General features: G+C 70.1%; 17 protein-coding genes. 4 read left to right on the plus strand and 13 right to left on the minus strand.

The window, feature by feature from the left end:
• Nucleotides 1–4 precede the first annotated feature (4 nt).
• Together VET29_RS41890 and VET29_RS41895 are read right to left on the minus strand one after the other, a co-directional pair.
• Nucleotides 5–1069, minus strand: coding sequence for a HAMP domain-containing sensor histidine kinase (locus VET29_RS41890; RefSeq protein WP_324932396.1), 1065 nt, complete (start codon nt 1067–1069; stop codon nt 5–7).
• A gap of 23 nt (nt 1070–1092) precedes the next feature.
• Nucleotides 1093–1758 carry a response regulator transcription factor gene (locus VET29_RS41895; RefSeq protein WP_324932398.1) on the minus strand — a complete coding sequence of 222 codons (666 nt, stop codon included), beginning with the start codon at nt 1756–1758 and terminating at the stop codon, nt 1093–1095.
• A gap of 115 nt (nt 1759–1873) precedes the next feature.
• On the opposite strand from VET29_RS41895, the gene VET29_RS41900 reads away from it, so the two are divergent.
• On the plus strand, nt 1874–3082 hold the full coding sequence (locus tag VET29_RS41900; protein WP_324932401.1) for a serine hydrolase domain-containing protein: 1209 nt from the start codon (nt 1874–1876) through the stop codon (nt 3080–3082).
• Between the two features lie 278 nt (nt 3083–3360).
• On the opposite strand, the gene VET29_RS41905 is transcribed toward VET29_RS41900, so the two are convergent.
• Together VET29_RS41905 and VET29_RS41910 are read right to left on the minus strand one after the other, a co-directional pair.
• On the minus strand, nt 3361–4584 hold the full coding sequence (locus VET29_RS41905) for an MFS transporter (protein ID WP_324932404.1): 1224 nt from the start codon (nt 4582–4584) through the stop codon (nt 3361–3363).
• Entirely contained in the window at nt 4581–5675 is a 1095-nt protein-coding gene (locus VET29_RS41910) for a PLP-dependent cysteine synthase family protein (protein ID WP_324932482.1), read from the minus strand. The genes VET29_RS41905 and VET29_RS41910 overlap by 4 nt, the downstream gene beginning before the upstream one ends.
• 715 nt (nt 5676–6390) lie before the next feature.
• Between VET29_RS41910 and VET29_RS41915 the strand changes: the two genes are divergently transcribed.
• Together VET29_RS41915 and VET29_RS41920 are read left to right on the plus strand one after the other, a co-directional pair.
• Entirely contained in the window at nt 6391–6516 is a 126-nt protein-coding gene (locus VET29_RS41915) for a hypothetical protein (protein WP_324932407.1), read from the plus strand.
• Between the two features lie 3 nt (nt 6517–6519).
• Nucleotides 6520–7032: a hypothetical protein gene (locus tag VET29_RS41920; protein ID WP_324932410.1), complete on the plus strand. Its 513-nt coding sequence runs from the start codon at nt 6520–6522 to the stop codon at nt 7030–7032.
• Here the strand turns inward: VET29_RS41920 and VET29_RS41925 are convergent.
• The 5 genes from VET29_RS41925 to VET29_RS41945 all read right to left on the minus strand — a co-directional run bounded on the left by VET29_RS41925 (nt 7010) and on the right by VET29_RS41945 (nt 9521).
• A complete protein-coding gene (locus VET29_RS41925; protein ID WP_324932413.1) occupies nt 7010–7762 on the minus strand; it encodes a ZIP family zinc transporter in 753 nt (250 codons plus the stop codon). The genes VET29_RS41920 and VET29_RS41925 overlap by 23 nt on opposite strands.
• Before the next feature lie 195 nt (nt 7763–7957).
• The gene (locus VET29_RS41930; RefSeq protein ID WP_324932415.1) at nt 7958–8092 is read right to left on the minus strand and encodes a hypothetical protein; all 135 of its coding nucleotides are present in this window, start codon (nt 8090–8092) and stop codon (nt 7958–7960) included.
• Between the two features lie 8 nt (nt 8093–8100).
• On the minus strand, nt 8101–8451 hold the full coding sequence (locus VET29_RS41935) for a hypothetical protein (RefSeq protein WP_324932418.1): 351 nt from the start codon (nt 8449–8451) through the stop codon (nt 8101–8103).
• Nucleotides 8448–8804 carry a hypothetical protein gene (locus VET29_RS41940; protein WP_324932421.1) on the minus strand — a complete coding sequence of 119 codons (357 nt, stop codon included), beginning with the start codon at nt 8802–8804 and terminating at the stop codon, nt 8448–8450. Before VET29_RS41940 ends, VET29_RS41935 begins: the two co-directional genes overlap by 4 nt.
• A gap of 105 nt (nt 8805–8909) precedes the next feature.
• Nucleotides 8910–9521, minus strand: a complete 612-nt coding sequence (locus VET29_RS41945; protein ID WP_324932424.1) for a cupin domain-containing protein — start codon at nt 9519–9521, stop codon at nt 8910–8912.
• Nucleotides 9522–9606: 85 nt separating this feature from the next.
• Here VET29_RS41945 and VET29_RS41950 point away from each other — a divergent pair, with 85 nt between their 5' ends.
• On the plus strand, nt 9607–10176 hold the full coding sequence (locus VET29_RS41950) for a TetR/AcrR family transcriptional regulator (protein WP_324932427.1): 570 nt from the start codon (nt 9607–9609) through the stop codon (nt 10174–10176).
• A 106-nt stretch (nt 10177–10282) separates the two neighbouring features.
• On the opposite strand, the gene VET29_RS41955 is transcribed toward VET29_RS41950, so the two are convergent.
• The 4 genes from VET29_RS41955 to VET29_RS41970 all read right to left on the minus strand — a co-directional run bounded on the left by VET29_RS41955 (nt 10283) and on the right by VET29_RS41970 (nt 14416).
• Nucleotides 10283–10492 carry a DUF4177 domain-containing protein gene (locus tag VET29_RS41955; RefSeq protein WP_324932430.1) on the minus strand — a complete coding sequence of 70 codons (210 nt, stop codon included), beginning with the start codon at nt 10490–10492 and terminating at the stop codon, nt 10283–10285.
• 75 nt (nt 10493–10567) lie between these two features.
• Nucleotides 10568–11572 carry an SMP-30/gluconolactonase/LRE family protein gene (locus VET29_RS41960; protein WP_324932433.1) on the minus strand — a complete coding sequence of 335 codons (1005 nt, stop codon included), beginning with the start codon at nt 11570–11572 and terminating at the stop codon, nt 10568–10570.
• A 188-nt stretch (nt 11573–11760) separates the two neighbouring features.
• Complete coding sequence (locus VET29_RS41965; protein ID WP_324932436.1) at nt 11761–13089, minus strand: beta-propeller fold lactonase family protein; 1329 nt, start codon at nt 13087–13089, stop codon at nt 11761–11763.
• Nucleotides 13090–13450: 361 nt separating this feature from the next.
• The gene (locus VET29_RS41970; protein ID WP_324932438.1) at nt 13451–14416 is read right to left on the minus strand and encodes an alpha/beta hydrolase; all 966 of its coding nucleotides are present in this window, start codon (nt 14414–14416) and stop codon (nt 13451–13453) included.
• Between the last annotated feature and the right edge of the window lie 202 nt (nt 14417–14618).

Raw genomic sequence — 14618 nt, forward strand, 5'->3', positions numbered from 1 at the left:
AAGCTCATCCGGTTGGCGGGAACCGAACGGTGACGTCCAGTCCGCCTTCTTCCCTGGTGACGAACCGGATCTCGCCGGAGTGCGCGGTGACGATGGCCGAGACGATGGCCAACCCCAGACCGGCCCCGTCACTCCGGACCCGGTCTCCGCGAACGAACGGTTCCGTCAACGCGGGCACGCGGTCGGGTGGGACCACGACCCCCGAGTTGACGACCCGGAGAACGGCGGTGCCGGAGACGGCGGAGACACCGACCGAAACCCACCCGCCGGAGACGTTGTGCCGAACGGCGTTGTCCAGGAGGTTGCGGCAGAGCCGTTCCAACAGGACCGGATCCCCGACGACGGACACGTCCCGCAGCTCGGACCGAACCGAGACGGTCCGGTCCGCGAGACCGGCCAGTGCGCCGGCGACGAGCGACGTGAGCGGGACCGGCCGGGGGTCGGCGACTCCCACCTGGCTGCGGGCCAACATGAGCAACCCGTCCAGCGTGCGCCAGCTGTGGTCGACCGCCGTGCGGACATCCGCGGCCATGGCGGTCAGCTCGGCGTTGGAGGGTCGGCCTTCGAGTGTGACGTCGATGGCCGTGCGCATGGTGGCGAGTGGCGTCCGCAGCTCGTGCGCCGCGGCCGCGGTGAACATCCGCTGACTGTCCAGGATCCGGTCCCGCTCGGCCACCCCGCGCTGAACCCGTTCGAGCATCCCGTTGATGGTCAGGGCCAGCGAGGAAAGCTCGTCCGCCGGCGACGAGACAGGAACCCGCTCGGAAAGGTTCTCGAGGGAGAGCCGGTGAGCGGTGGCGGAGATGACCCGGACGGGTCGCAGTATCCGCCCGGCGAGAACCCAGCCGACGAAGGCGGTGAGGATGAGCACGCCCAGCAGGGAAATCCCGGCCCAGACAAGAAAGGACGACGAGAGGTCATGCCGGACCGCCCCACTGATGTCGACGGACGCGTCTCCGGGGGAGGGCGACAACCGCAGCAGGACGACTCGCCGCGGCCCGTGCAGCAGGAGTACGTAGGTGAACAGGATCAGCAGGACGCCGGCGCCGAGCACGATCCCGACATGCACCCAGGTCAACCGTGCCCGGGCACTCAACCGGAACACGGCAGGACCCGGTAGCCGGCCCCGGTCACGGTGTGGATCAGCGGCGGCTCGCCGAGCTTGCGCCGCAGGGTCCCGACGGTGATCCGCACGGCATTGGTGAACGGATCGGCGAACTCGTCCCACACGGCGTCGAGCAGGGTCTCGGCCGAGACGACGTCCCCGTCCGCGGTGAGCAGCCGCTCCATGACCCCGAACTCCTTGGGCGTGAGCCGCAACATCCGCCCACCCCGCTCGGCCGTGCGCCGCGCCGGGTCGAGCACGAGATCGGCGACCCGCAGTACGGGCGGCCGGGCCGGGAAAGCCCGCCGCCCCAACGCATGCACGCGAGCGACGAGCTCGGAGAAGGCGAACGGCTTGCCGAGGTAGTCGTCGGCCCCGAGCGTGAGCCCGGTGACCCGGTCCTCGACCGCGCCGGACGCGGTCAGCATCAGGACCCGGGCCGACCCGTCCTCGGCCAACCGCCGGCAGACGACGTCGCCGTGCACCGAAGGCAGATCCCGGTCCAGCACCACGACGTCGTAGGGGTTGACCGCGCACTTGTCCAGCGCGACGCGACCGTCGAACGCGACGTCGACGGCGAAACCGTGCCGACGCAGCCCGACCGCGATGTACCCGGCCAACGGCTGCTCGTCCTCGACCAGCAGCACCCGCATGCGCGAAGTATGCCGGCCAGGACATATGGATCACATATGGCGGCACGAACCGCGCCCGATAGCCGCCGGTCGGTAGACCTGTGGCCGTTGTCGTTACGTGGCAAGGAGAAGACGCATGACCTACCAACCATCCCGGCGTGCTGTCCTCGGCTTCGCGGGCGCCGCGGGAGCCACCGGCGCGATCGCGGCGTTCGCCGGTGCCGCGGGAGCCAGCGGCCGGGCGACCGGTGACGGGATCCCCGCCGGCCTGAAACCCGGCGGCGAGCTCGACCGGTTCGCGACCGACCTGGCGGCGAAGGACCAGTTCTCCGGCAGTTTCCTCGTCACTCACCGGGGCCGGCCGGTGCTGGCGCGTTCGTACGGCATGGCGAACAGGGAACTGTCCATCCCGAACGGACCGGACACGATCTTCGGGCTCGCCTCGGTGACCAAGCTGCTCACCGGCGTCGCGATCGGCAAGCTCGCGCAGGACCGCAAGCTCGCCCACACCGACCGGCTCGGGCAGCACGTCTCCGGCTTTCCCAGCGAGATCGCGGAGACGGTGTCGATCCACCACCTGCTCACCCACACCTCGGGACTGGGCGACTTCATGCAGACGCGGGCCTACCAGGACGCCCAGCAGAGCTGGACGGCCGAGCAGGCCGTGCGAGACGGCTGCACGGACATCATCCGGCAGTCCACACTGGCCTTCCCGCCCGGTTCGCGCCACCTGTACAGCAACTCCGCGTACCACCTGCTCGGCGAAATCGTGACGAACGCGTCAGGTCAGTCGCTCTCCGACTACCTGCGGGAGAACGTCTTCCGCCGCGCCGGCATGCACGACTCGGACTTCTACACCAGGACGGCCTGGCACGACGACCGGCGGATCGCCCGGCCGTACGCGCCACCGCTGTCGGGCGGCCCCCGGGCCGACGTTCTCGGCCAGCACGCGTTCGTCGGCACCGGCCACACGGGCGCGTTCGCCACGTGCGCGGGTATGGCCCGCCTGGCCCGGGCGTTGGTGGGCAACCGGCTGCTGACACCCGCGTTCACCCAGCTCACCCTCGGCCCGAAGATCCCGGTCGGCAAGGTCATCGGCCCACCCGGCGGAGGCGTCCCGACGCCCGTGCCGGGCATCGGCTTCAAGACCTACTGCGGAATGGCGAACCTCGACGACGCGAACCAGTGGTCCTACTGGATGGACGGCGGCAGCACGGGCGGCGAGTCGACCGACTACGCCGTATACCCCGACCAGGGCTGGGTGTGCGTGGTCCTCGGCAACTACGAACTCGGCACCGCCCAACCAATCGCCGCCAAGGCCCGCACACTGATCAACGGCGGATAGGACCCGACCGGCGCGGACGGGGCGCGGTGGCGGCGCTGGGCCGCGTCGCCACAGGCGGTCGCCGGGTCGGAGGTGGTCACGGTCAGCGGGCTGGCATCCCACCGGAGCCGGTCGGCGGTGACCAGCACCTTGACCATGTCGTCCTGGCGACGCATGCGGCTTCGGACTCCGCCACCTCGAAGCCGGCCTCACTCACGGATGTCCGGCCCGCCCGCCGAGCTGCCGCCGCCAGCTCCAGGAGACTGTGATGCCCGTCGGGTTCGACGGCGGTTTGTCGGCTACCCGGCGGTCGGCACCGGGGACAGTGTTCGGCCGCGTTCGAGCAGGCGAAGGCCGAGCGCGCAGGCCAGGCCGATGAGCGCGAGTCCGGTCCACGGAAGTTGCGGCATGCCGGCGTCGCGGGCGAGGTCGAACACGGTGCCGGTGAAGAGGTTGCCGAGCATGATGCCCACGCCGACGACGGTGTTGTAGAAGCCGTAGTGGGTCGCGACGAGGTGGTTGCCGGACAGCCGGATGATGGTGTCCATCTCGAACGGGAACACCACCAGTGTGCCAAGGGAAAGCAGGATCGCGGCGAGTACGAGTGCGGTGGCGGAACCCGCCGCGAGGGCCGGCGGCAGGAAGGCCGCGGAAAGGACCGCCATGCCGACCACCAGACACCGGCCGGGTTGCCAGTGGGTGCGGGCCCATGCCGTGATGCGGAGTTGTCCGGCGATCGCGAGCAGGCCGGACACCGCGAACAGGGCTGTGACCAGGGCCGTCCCGGCCACTCCTGAGCCGGCGATTTCCTTGGCCTGCAATGGGAGGGCGAGGTAGACCTGGAACGACAGGACGTTGGAGCCGATCATCACGATGGCGAAGAGCAGGAAGGGCCGGTTGGACACCACGATCCGCCAGTCGCCCAGCACCGAGCGCCGCTCGCCGGTCGTCGTCCGGGGTGGCAGCGCACGGACCTGCAGCACGGTCAGCGCGGTGAAGACCGCGGCGGCGGCGAGGCAGGTCAGCCGGAAGTCCACCGCGGTCAGCGCGAGGCCGAGGAGTGGGCCGGCGAGGATGCCGCCCTGGTAGAAGACGTTGAACAGGGCGAACGCCTCGACGCGCCGCGTGCCGGCGTCGGCGGCGAGGTAGGCCCGCACCGCGGGGTTGAACAACGCTCCGGCGAATCCCGTGGCGGCCGAGGCCGCCACCAGCGCGGGTAGCGAATCCGCCACGCCCAGCAGCAGGAAGCCGGCGGTGCGCAGGACACAGCCCGCGACGATCAGCGGCTTGTAGCCGAACCGGTCGGCGAGCGTGCCGCCGAGGAGGAACATGCCCTGCTGGGAGAAGTTGCGCATGCCGAGCACCAGCCCGATGGCCCAGCCGGCCAGACCGAGCGGGCCGGCGAGGTAGCCCGCGAGGTAGGGCATCAGCATGAAGAAGCCGACGTTGATGGTGAACTGGTTGAGCATCAACAGCCGGCTGGGCCGGTCGAACGACCGGAACTCGGAGAACAGCCGCCTCATCGCGCGGCCCCCGCCGGCGCGGACACGTCGGTGCAGCGTGTCCACCGCTGGACGACCCGGTCCGACGGCGAGCCGATGGTGTCCGGTACGAGCGGGATCGGTTCGTCGAGCAGCCCGTGTTCCGTGCAGTACTCGTCGTTGTAGATCGTGTCGAAGTAGCGGTGTGGACCGTCGGGGAGGATCGCGGCGATCCGGGCGTCCGGCTCGCTCGTCCTGGCGAGCCAGCCGGCGACGAGGGCGACGGCACCGACACTCCACCCGCCGCTCGCGTGATGGGTGGCGGCGAGCCGTCGGCACGCCCAGGCCGCCTCACCGGGGGCGACCCAGTGGACCTCGGTGAAGGCACCGTAGTCCACGTTGCGTGGGTAGATGCTCGAACCCAGCCCGCGCATCAGGCGGGCGCCGGCTGGTTGACCGAAGATGGTCGACCCCACCGCGTCCACGCCCACGAGCCGCACGTGCGGGAAGTACTCGCGGAGCACGTGGGTGGTGCCGGCCGAATGGCCGCCGGTGCCCACCGAGCAGACCAGGATGTCCACGCGGCCCAGCTGGGCGACGAGCTCCAGCGCGAGGGGCCGGTACGCGGAAACGTTGTCCGGGTTGTGGTACTGGTCCGGGCACCACGCGTTCGGCTGTCCGTTGAGCACCTCCTGGACGCGGTCACGGCGAGCCTGCTGCCAACCACCCGCGGGATGCGGTTCGGCGACGATCTCGACCTGCGCGCCGTAGGCGGCCAGCATGCGGCGCACGATCGGCTCCATACCGGGATCGGTGACCAGCGTGACCGGATGTCGCAGCGTGATGCCGGCGAGCGCGAGACCGAGCCCGAGCGTGCCGCTGGTGGACTCGACGATCCGCGCGCCCGGTGTCAGGTCGCCCCGCTCCTTGGCCCTGGCCACCATGTGCAGGGCGGCGCGGTCTTTTATGCCGCCCGGGTTGTGGCCCTCCAGCTTGGCCCAGAAGCCCCGGCCGGCTGAGCAGAAGGGTTCGCCGATCCACAGGACCGGCGTGTTGCCGATCGCGGTGGCGGGGGAGTGGCAACGAGCGGCACTCGTGACCAACTGGGCAGGCGAGGACGGCGCGGTGCGCATGCTGTTCATCAGTCCGTGGGTCTCCCGAAGAGGCGCTACGACAAGGAAAGCGTTGTGCCGTACTGGATCGGGGCGTGCGGGTGCTGCCCGGGTCGGATGCCCGAGCCGAACACACGGTCCGTCGCGGTGGCAGAGCGAGGTTTTGCCATCGGGTATTCCGGTGCACCGCTGGAGAGATTGTCGCGGTGACGAGCGGGAGAGTCGGGTCGCCGGAACAGCGGGGCACCGCGACCGGCCGAACCAGACGCGGTTGGAAACGCGCCTCACGGTGTCCGCTCCGCCCCGCGTCCTTTCCGGCATGATCGTTTCCGGCGTGCGGTTCGGCCGCACTCGTCGTCGGATGTCGCGAGAGTTGGCGGCGCGGCGTCCGACCGCCGACCGGCGTCGGGACGGCCCGCGTGGCCGGCGCCGGCAGCGGGCGTCGGGACGAGGTCAAGGCTCGTCGCGTCGTCATGTCACGTTTCGGTGCGGAGTCGATCAAGCACGCGGAGTGACTACGTCGTTCCATGGCGAAGCACCGTGAACACCGCACCTGGCGACCGTAACCGAGGCGGGGAACCGTTCGGGAACTCGGCGGGCCAACGTTCGGCAACGTCGCGGGCCCGGCCTCTTCTCACGGACGACAGGGTGCTCGTCCGCTCCCGGGTCGGCTTCGACGACCGCCTCGCCGGCGATCACCCGAGTGGTGTCGTCAAGGCCCACCAGGTGCCGCCGAGTGCGTTTGTCCCCACCCTGGAGCGGGCACGCTTTCACCCGGCACGCGAGAACGGGAGTCGTCATGGTCGCCGCCACGCCGCACCGGCCGAACCTGGGCCGCACACTGCTGGACCTGGACGGGTAGCGCATGCGGGTCATCATCCAGCCCTCGTACGGCACCACCGAGGCGCGGCGGCACTGGGCCGACACCCTCGACCACCCGGTGCCCTTCCGCGAGCCCCGCTACGCCGAAGTGCTTACCCCGGCCGAGAGAGCCGCGCTGGACGACGAGCACCCGGACGGCCTGGCGCGGTTCTGGGGCGCGACTCCCCAGCACGACAGGAAGATGGACACGCTGGCCGCCGACGACGTCGTGCTGCTGACCGGCCAGAAGCACGTGCGGGCGGTCGGCACGGTCGGCCGCGTGCTCCGCAACGACGAGTTCGCCCGCCGGCTGTGGCGGCCCGATCCCGCGCGGTGCCTGTGGCGCAACGTCTACAGCTTCCGGTCGTACCGGCCGGTGTGGATCCCGTACGAGGAAGTGTGGGCGCTGCCGGGCTTCACGGCGGGTGACAACTTCATGGGGCTGCGGTTCCTCAACCCCGAGAAGAGCGCGACGGTCGTCGACGGCCTGTCGCTCACTCCAATGTGGACAGCGTGAACGCGACGAGGAAGCCGGCCACCGTGACCAGCCCGATCAGCAGGTGGGCGTCCTCGAAGGCCTCCGGGATCATGGTGTCGGCGACCATCGCGAGGATCGCGCCACCGGCCAGCGCGGTGATCGTGGCGAGCACCTCCGGTGGCGCCCCGCCCAGCACCGCGTAGCCGAACATCGCGGCCAGCGCGCTGATGACCGCGATCCCGGTCCACAGCCCGAAGACGTACGCCGGTGACCGCCCCGCCTTCCGCATCCCCGCCGCGCTGGACAGTCCTTCCGGGACATTGCTGATGAACACGGCGGCGACGGTCACCACGCTCACCGCACCGCCGCCGAGCAGGCTGGTGCCGATGACCATCGACTCAGGCACCCCGTCGAGCAACGCCCCCAGCGCGATGGCCGTGCCGGAACCGGCCCGCTCCGACTCCGACGGCTGCTGCCCGCCCGACCGCTTCCGGTGCCGCGCGCCACGGCGGGCGAGCAGCACGTTCGCGCCCGTGTACAGCAGCGCCCCCACCGTCGCGCCGAGTGCGGTCGGAGCGAGACCGACCTGCTCGTGCGCCTCGGCGATCAGCTCGAACGACACCGCCGACAGCAACACCCCGGCGCCGAAGGCCATCACGGTCGCGATGACCTTCCCGGGCACCCGCAGCAGGAAGCCGACCGCCGCACCGACCACCAGCGCGGCACCGGCGACCAGCCCCCACGTCCCAGCCTCCACGACCCCGGGCATCAACGGCCCCCGGCGATGTCAGGTGTCCTCACCGCACAACCTCATCACGAACCCGGCACGCACGCACTACGGGGCGCGGTGACCGGCGGACCGGACAGTCGGCGCTGTCCTGGAGATGGCCAGGTTTGGCCCCGGTCCACATCTTGGGTGGCAGATGCTCGACCTGACCGCACCGACGCGCTTCGCGACCGCCGTTCAGGCAGGGTTTGCGGTGTAGAGCAGATGGATGACGGCGCGTTGGCAGGCGTCCTGGTTGGTTGCCTTGTTGTTGAAGCCGGTGGACGCTCCGGCGAAGGGCGATGATCCGTCCGGACCCAGGGTCCGTTCCACGAGCATCCTCATGCCGCGCAGGACGTAGTCGCCGGCGTCGCAGGAGCGTCGTCGCGCCCGTGTTCACCACGGTGGCCGCGGCGCGAGTACCCCTGTGCGGCGCCGAGCAGAGAAGCCGCGGTGATCGTGAACGCCGCACTGGTCGCGGAGATCAGGCCGGGACTGGTGGCCGTCAGGGTGTAGGTCCCGGGTGTGTCGATGGACAGGTCGCCGAAGGATGCGACACCGTTGTCATCGGTGGCGACCACGGTGGTCCCGGTGAGGGTTCCACCGGCGGGGTTGGTACCGATCGCCACGGTCACCAGGTAGCCGGCCGCCGGGAACGCGGCGTCGCCGGCCGTTCGGAGGGCGACGGTCACCGCGGTGCGATCGTGTCGCCCGCGAGAGTGTCGGTGGGTGGGCCGGTGAGGACGAGCGCGCTGGCGTTGACGACGATCGCGGCGGCGCTCGCGATGCTGGCGGTGGTCCACGACACGTAGGCAGCGGTCACGACGTAGGTGTAGGTCCCGTCGGGGACCGCGGCGTCGGTACAGGTGGCGGCCGTGAGCAGTGTGACGGGGCTGCTCGCACAAGCCGCCGCGGTCGTGGTACCGGAGTGTCGGGTGACGTAGCAGCCCGTCACCGCGGTGCCACCCGTCCCGGGCGTCCAGCTGACCGCGACATTCGTGGCGGCGGTTGCGGGCACCGTCGCGGGCAGCGCGGTGTCGACCACGGGTCCGCGTACCGACGATGGGTCTGCTCATGATCGACGACAGCAATCTTCAAGGATGTGCACGAGCAGCGACACGAGTGCGGCACCGCGTCAGGCAATGACGATCTACCCGAATGCCCCCGGGCGGGTGCCTTGCGGGGTCGCACGGCGGGGGTTCCCCGGCGCTGGACGCGTGAGCTGGGCGGGCCGGATGCGGTCCGCGCCGATGGCGACGCCGACGATCGTGCACGTCTGGGTGCCGTGGTTGCGCCAGGCGTGCCGAGTGCCGTTCTGGACGACGACGTCCCCTGCCCTCAACACCGTCCGCTCGCCGTCGTCGAGTTCGAGGGTGACCTCGCCCGCGGCGACCAGGACGTAGTCGAGGCTGTCCGTGGTGTGCATGCCCGGGGCGTCGGGCTCCATGGTGGCCGCCGCGCCCGGCATCTGCCGCTCCAGTTCGGCCCGGGCCGCGGCCACGTCGAGGTCCGACGGTGGGACCAGCTCGCCCGGCAGAATCGTGTTGACCATGAAGCGTGATCCGTCCCGAGGTGGGAAGTACGCCTCGGCTCGACGCGGGGAGCCGTCGTCCGGGTAGACGGGGCGCTCGTCCCGGCCCCACAGCCGGTAGGCCGCGCAGCCGGGCATGAGCTCGGACGTGATGGGCTCGACCTCACCGTCGTCGACCACGCGGGCCTTGCCCTCGGCGTCGTGCCCGGTGACCACTCGACGAATCATCATGCGCTCCTTAGTACGCCACCGTATCAATACGGTACCGTATCCACGGTTCGCGAGCTCGTCAATACGCCGGCGTATCCTGTGGCGCGTGGTGAGCGAGTCGACCCGGCTGTCCGCCCAGGACTGGGCGCGGGCCGCGCTGAAGGCGATCGCGGACGGCGGACTGGCCGCGGTCGCGGTCGAACCGCTGGCGCGGACCCTCGGCGTGACCAAGGGCAGCTTCTACGCCCACTACCGAAACCGGGACGAGCTGATCACGGCGGCGCTCGCGGAGTGGACACGAAGCCATGGCGAGGAGGGACTCGCCCAGCTCGCCGCGATCGACGATCCCGCACGCCGGTTGCGTGACCTGCTCACCACCGTCGTGCAGGCCGTCCAGCCGCTGGCGCCGTCGGTGCACCTGAGCCTGCTCGGCGACCGCAACGACCCCCGGGTCGGGGACGCGGTCCGCCGGGTGAACCGGGCCCGGCTGGAACTGCTGGCGCGCACGTACCGCGAGCTCGGCCTGACGCCGGAGCGGGCGGTGTCCCGGGCGCGGGTCGCCTACGCGGCCATCCTCGGCCTGCTGCACCTGGCACAAACCGACCCGGACTCCCCGAACTCCGCCGCACTCGCCGACGAGGCGACCACGATCTTCCTGCCGCCACACAGCGGCTGAGGTCGACTCCCTCGCTGGCCCGCAGGTACACCGACGAAGACTCCGGGAATGGGCGGTCGGGTTCACACTCGCCTCGTGCACGTTCGCCCGACAGAAGTCGTGCTACCTAGCCCGTCCTGCGTTCGAAGGTGACCAGGATCCCGTCGACGCCTCCCGGACCGATGCGACCCTTCACCTCGGCGTTCGTGATGGCCTTCAGTTGCCAGCCCTGCGCCGCGTGCTCGTTGAGCAGGCCTTCGAGCTTCGCGCCGGACATCTTGCCGCCGAGCAGCTTCTCCCGGATTTCGAGAACCTTGTATTCGAACCGTTCCGCCATGTCCGGAATGATGGCGCAAACCGGCACGCGGCGCCGGTCGGGAGGCTTGCCTGCCCGACCAGGTCACTGCTGCGTTCAGTAAGGCCAGCCGGGAACGTTCAGGTGGACGCTGTAAAGCCCGAAGTTTCCGGTGTTTCCCCCGCCCGACGGGGTTCCCGACGTGATGTAGAGGGTGGTCCGGTCGGGACCGCCGAACGCGGCGTTGGTGGTGTTGCGGCCGGCCGTGATCGTGCCGAGGGGCTGGCCGGCCGGGGAGAACACGTGGGTCTTCCCGTCGTCGAAGGTGGCCTGGTAGACGTTTCCCGCGCAGTCGACCGTGCCGCCGTCGGTGCCGGCGAGTGAGGCGAAGTCGCTGCGCCGGCCGGTACTGCCGTCCGCGTTGACCGGGTACTGGAAGATCTTGCCCGACGCGTTGCCGCCGACGTACAAAGTCCTGCCGTCCGGGGACAGTTCGATTCCGTTGGGCTGGCGGATCGTGTCGTCGATCAGGGTGACGACACCGTTGGTGACGCGGAAGACGCCGGTCCTGCCGGACATCTGGTCAGGCCGGTTCCCGCGCTGGAAGTTCGGATCGGTGAAGTAGACCGTTCCGTTCGCCGCCACGGTGACGTCGTTGGGTGAGTTGAACGCGCGCCCCTGGTAGCTCGCCGCGATCGTCGTCCGCCGGCCGGTCGCCAGGTCGTACGAGGACATGCTGCGCTGGTCATGGGTCGCCGCGACAACGGACGTGTCGTCCCGGCTGATCGCCAACCCGTTGCTGCCCGCGTTCCTGACAAACGTGGTGAACGCGCCCGTTGCCGGGGTGTACCGCAGGATGTCGGCGGGCTGGACGTTCTGCGGGCCGGTACCGTCGTACATGTTGGACAGCAACAGGGTCTGTGTCGCGGCGTCCCAGGTCGGACCCTCCAGAAAGTTGAACCCGTCCGCGATCTTGGTCGCGGCCAGGTTCTGGGACGGCAGCGGGTTGCCGAAGGGTCCCCCGGGGCACGGTCCGTCCGATATCGCGGCGGCGGCGTCGGTGACGCTCAGAGCCGCCAGGGCCAGGACTGCCATGGCGATCGCGTGCGGCTTCGTTGCCACGTCTCCTCCTTCGGGTGGACGGCGTTTGGGAGCGCTCCCATAACGATAACCGAATGATCGCCGGATGTCTTCACCGGCGACCAGGGCGCGCGCCGGCGAAGGTTCGGCGTCGGGACCGCGGCACTGCGACAGTTCCTGCGGCGCGAGCAGGTCCTGGCCCAACAGGAACGCGTGGGGCCGGAGGGGGGTCAGCCGGTCGCCACGGTCAGGCGTGTGGTCCGGGCGGCCGAGCCCCCCGTGCACAAGGCGGTACGGCCGGTGAAGACGAGGGAGCTGGAGCAGCCCTCGTTGTCGGTGACCACGAGGGTGACCCGGTGGCTGCCTGTGTCGCGGTAGACGTGGCTGGGCCTGGGGCCGCCGTCCGGCAGTGTGGTGCCGTCGCCGAAGTCCCAGTCGTAGCGGGCGATCCGGCCGTTTCTGTCGGACGAGGTGGTCGCATCGAACCGGGCGAGGAGGCGCTGTGACCGAACGGTGAACGACGCGTGCGGCCCCTGGTTGGGTGGCACCGTGGCGGCGTTGAAGGACGGCGCCATGCCCATGGAGGGCGCCGGTGAGCCGTCGAGCTGCCGGAGCGTGCCTGTTTCGAACGCGGACACGGTGTTGGCGAAGAAGTTGCTCACGTACAGGTACCGGCCGTCCGGTGTGGTGGTCACGCCGGGCCCGGTCGCGATGTCCGACCGACGCCCGTCGACGGTCAGCGCGCCGTCGGTGCCGATGCGGAAGCTCCAGAGACCGTCGTCGTCCGGTGAGACCTCCGGCTGGGTCCCGACGCTGGTCACGAACAACCTGCGGCCGTCCGGGGTCAGTGCCAGTCCCTCTGGTGTCTTCGGCGCGGAGACGGGGGAACCCGGCACTGGCGCGAGTTCGCCGTCCGGGCCGATGCGGAACCCGTAGACCAGGTGGGACAGCGAGCAGGCGACGTAGAGGTACCTGTCGTCCGGGGTGACAGCGAGGCCCATGCCTGTCGCACCGATCGGGAGGGTGGACTTCACCGGTCCGAGCGTGCCGCCGGGACGTATCGGGAACGTGACGAGCACGTCGGGGTCCTCGTCCGTCGGCACCCCGTGCGCCACGAAGAGGAACCGGCCGTCCGGAGTCACCACCACATTGCGTGCGTTGGCCGCGCCGGTCGCGACCGGTTCACCGGCCAGGGCCGGTTTTCCGAACCGGTCGATCGTGAATACCGATACCGTGTGCGAATTCAGGTTGGCGACGTACAAGGAGTGTCCGTCCGGTGCGATGGCGAGGCCGAATGGCGTGATTCCCCTGGTATCCACCGGCGACCCGAGCGGAGTCAGTTCCCCGCGTGCGTCGACGCGGTAGGAATACACGGCGTTCTCCTCCGACGCGACGACATAGGCGGTCCGGCCGTCCGGCGCGAACACGAGCCCGCGCGCGCCTTCGCCGGTCGGCACCGGCTTGCCAAGCGACACCAGGTCGCCGGCGGGACCGACGGTGTAGCGGACGATGACGTGCGGACCACGGGAGCCGTCGAACGCGATACCCCTGTTCGTCACGTACACCGGCCGTACGGCGTCGCTCCCGTCGCCGGCGGCCGTCGCAGGCGGAGAAGCCCCCACGATCCCAGGACAAACAATCACCATGGCAGCCGACGCACAGGCGATTCTCATCAGGTGACCGCCTCTCCATTGGGAATAAAATCATTCGCTGCCCGCCCCGGAATTAAAGTATGTCGTCCCCTTCCGGGCAAGGAATGGTCAGAACTCCCTAGGAGGTGGCAAATCGCCCAAGTAATCGGTATTCGAGATTGTTGGTTCTACCCGATCAGGCGCCGGGTATCGCGCACGTACATACCAGCGGCACGGTACTCAGGCGTTGTCCCTGGGGAGCCGTGGATGGCGACACCGAGGAGTTGCGCTACTGCGAGTTCATGGTCCGGGTCGATCGCACCGACGTGGCGCTGTCCTTGGTGGGTGCTGCCCCGGGGTGGCGTGGTTCATCGTGTGGGGGCTTGTTGTGTGGGGTGAGGAAGTTGGCGATGGCGGTCGTGACGTCGGTGGGTGCGAGTTCGGCCATGTGGTGGTCGGAGTCGATGCCGTGGCCGGTCACGTTGGTGGCCCAGTCGCGCCAGATCAGCCGTGGGTCGCCGTGGAGTTCTTCGAGGTCGTCTTGTAGGGACCACAGCACGAGCACCGGTTGGTGCAGTTTGCGGCCGGCGGCGCGGTCGGCTCGTTCGTCGCGGTCGTCGACGGTCAGGCCGGCGCGGTAGTCCTCGAGCATCCCGCGCACGACTTCGGGGTCGCGCATCGCGGCGCGCCATTCCGCGTGGTTGTCGTGGCCCATGACGTCGGGGTCGCCGCGGTACCAGGCGTCTGGATCGGCGTTGATCACGCGTTCCGGGGTGTGCGGCTGGGCGAAGAAGAACCAGTGCCAGTACGCCGTGGCGAACCGCGGTGTGGTGCGGTCGAGTTGCTCGCTGGTGGGGAGGCAGTCGGCCAGCACGGCCTGGTGCACGTGTTCGGGATGGTCCATGGCCAACCGGAACGCGAAGCAACCGCCGCGGTCGTGCCCGACCACGGCGAAGCGGTCATGCCCGAGCGCGTGCATCGCGGCCAGCAGTCGGCGGGCGCCGACGCGCTTGGCGTGGGGTTCGTGATCATCGGTCGGTTTCGGCTTGCCGGAGCGGCCGTAACCGGGCAGGTCGGCGCAGACCACGGTGAACCCACGCCGCACCAGTTCGGGCGCCACCCGGTGCCAGGTCGCCGAGGTCCGTGGGTGCCCATGCAACAACAACACCGCGGGGCCGGCACCCGCGTGCCGGACGAACACCGGGAACCCGTCGGCGTCCACCGTCTCGGTGACGAAGCCATCGAACATGACCATGGAATGCCCCGGGGAACCTCCTGCTACACGTTCAGCCGCGGGCCCCGCTCCATGGTGGCGCGGGACGAGACATCCCGGTGTGGTCCAGCGCGGCCTCGCGCTGACCGGACTGGCGCTGACGCGACCGGCGCTTCGGCGCGGTCATCTCGTCACCGCGATGGGAGAGCGCCGGTCGTCGCACGGTCGGGCTCGAGGCCGCGCC

It is taken from the genome of Actinophytocola sp., from assembly GCF_035634895.1.
Taxonomy (GTDB): domain Bacteria; phylum Actinomycetota; class Actinomycetes; order Mycobacteriales; family Pseudonocardiaceae; genus Actinophytocola.

Excerpts from the sequence above, each read along its gene's own strand:
- VET29_RS41955 (WP_324932430.1), bottom strand. The coding sequence starts at position 10,492 with ATGGCGGAACGGTTCGAATACAAGGTTCTCGAAATCCGGGAGAAGCTG.
- VET29_RS41925 (WP_324932413.1), bottom strand. The coding sequence starts at position 7,762 with ATGCCCGGGGTCGTGGAGGCTGGGACGTGGGGGCTGGTCGCCGGTGCC.
- VET29_RS41970 (WP_324932438.1), bottom strand. The coding sequence starts at position 14,416 with ATGGTCATGTTCGATGGCTTCGTCACCGAGACGGTGGACGCCGACGGG.
- VET29_RS41920 (WP_324932410.1), top strand. The coding sequence starts at position 6,520 with ATGCGGGTCATCATCCAGCCCTCGTACGGCACCACCGAGGCGCGGCGG.
- VET29_RS41895 (WP_324932398.1), bottom strand. The coding sequence starts at position 1,758 with ATGCGGGTGCTGCTGGTCGAGGACGAGCAGCCGTTGGCCGGGTACATC.
- VET29_RS41910 (WP_324932482.1), bottom strand. The coding sequence starts at position 5,675 with ATGCGCACCGCGCCGTCCTCGCCTGCCCAGTTGGTCACGAGTGCCGCT.
- VET29_RS41900 (WP_324932401.1), top strand. The coding sequence starts at position 1,874 with ATGACCTACCAACCATCCCGGCGTGCTGTCCTCGGCTTCGCGGGCGCC.
- VET29_RS41905 (WP_324932404.1), bottom strand. The coding sequence starts at position 4,584 with ATGAGGCGGCTGTTCTCCGAGTTCCGGTCGTTCGACCGGCCCAGCCGG.
- VET29_RS41945 (WP_324932424.1), bottom strand. The coding sequence starts at position 9,521 with ATGATGATTCGTCGAGTGGTCACCGGGCACGACGCCGAGGGCAAGGCC.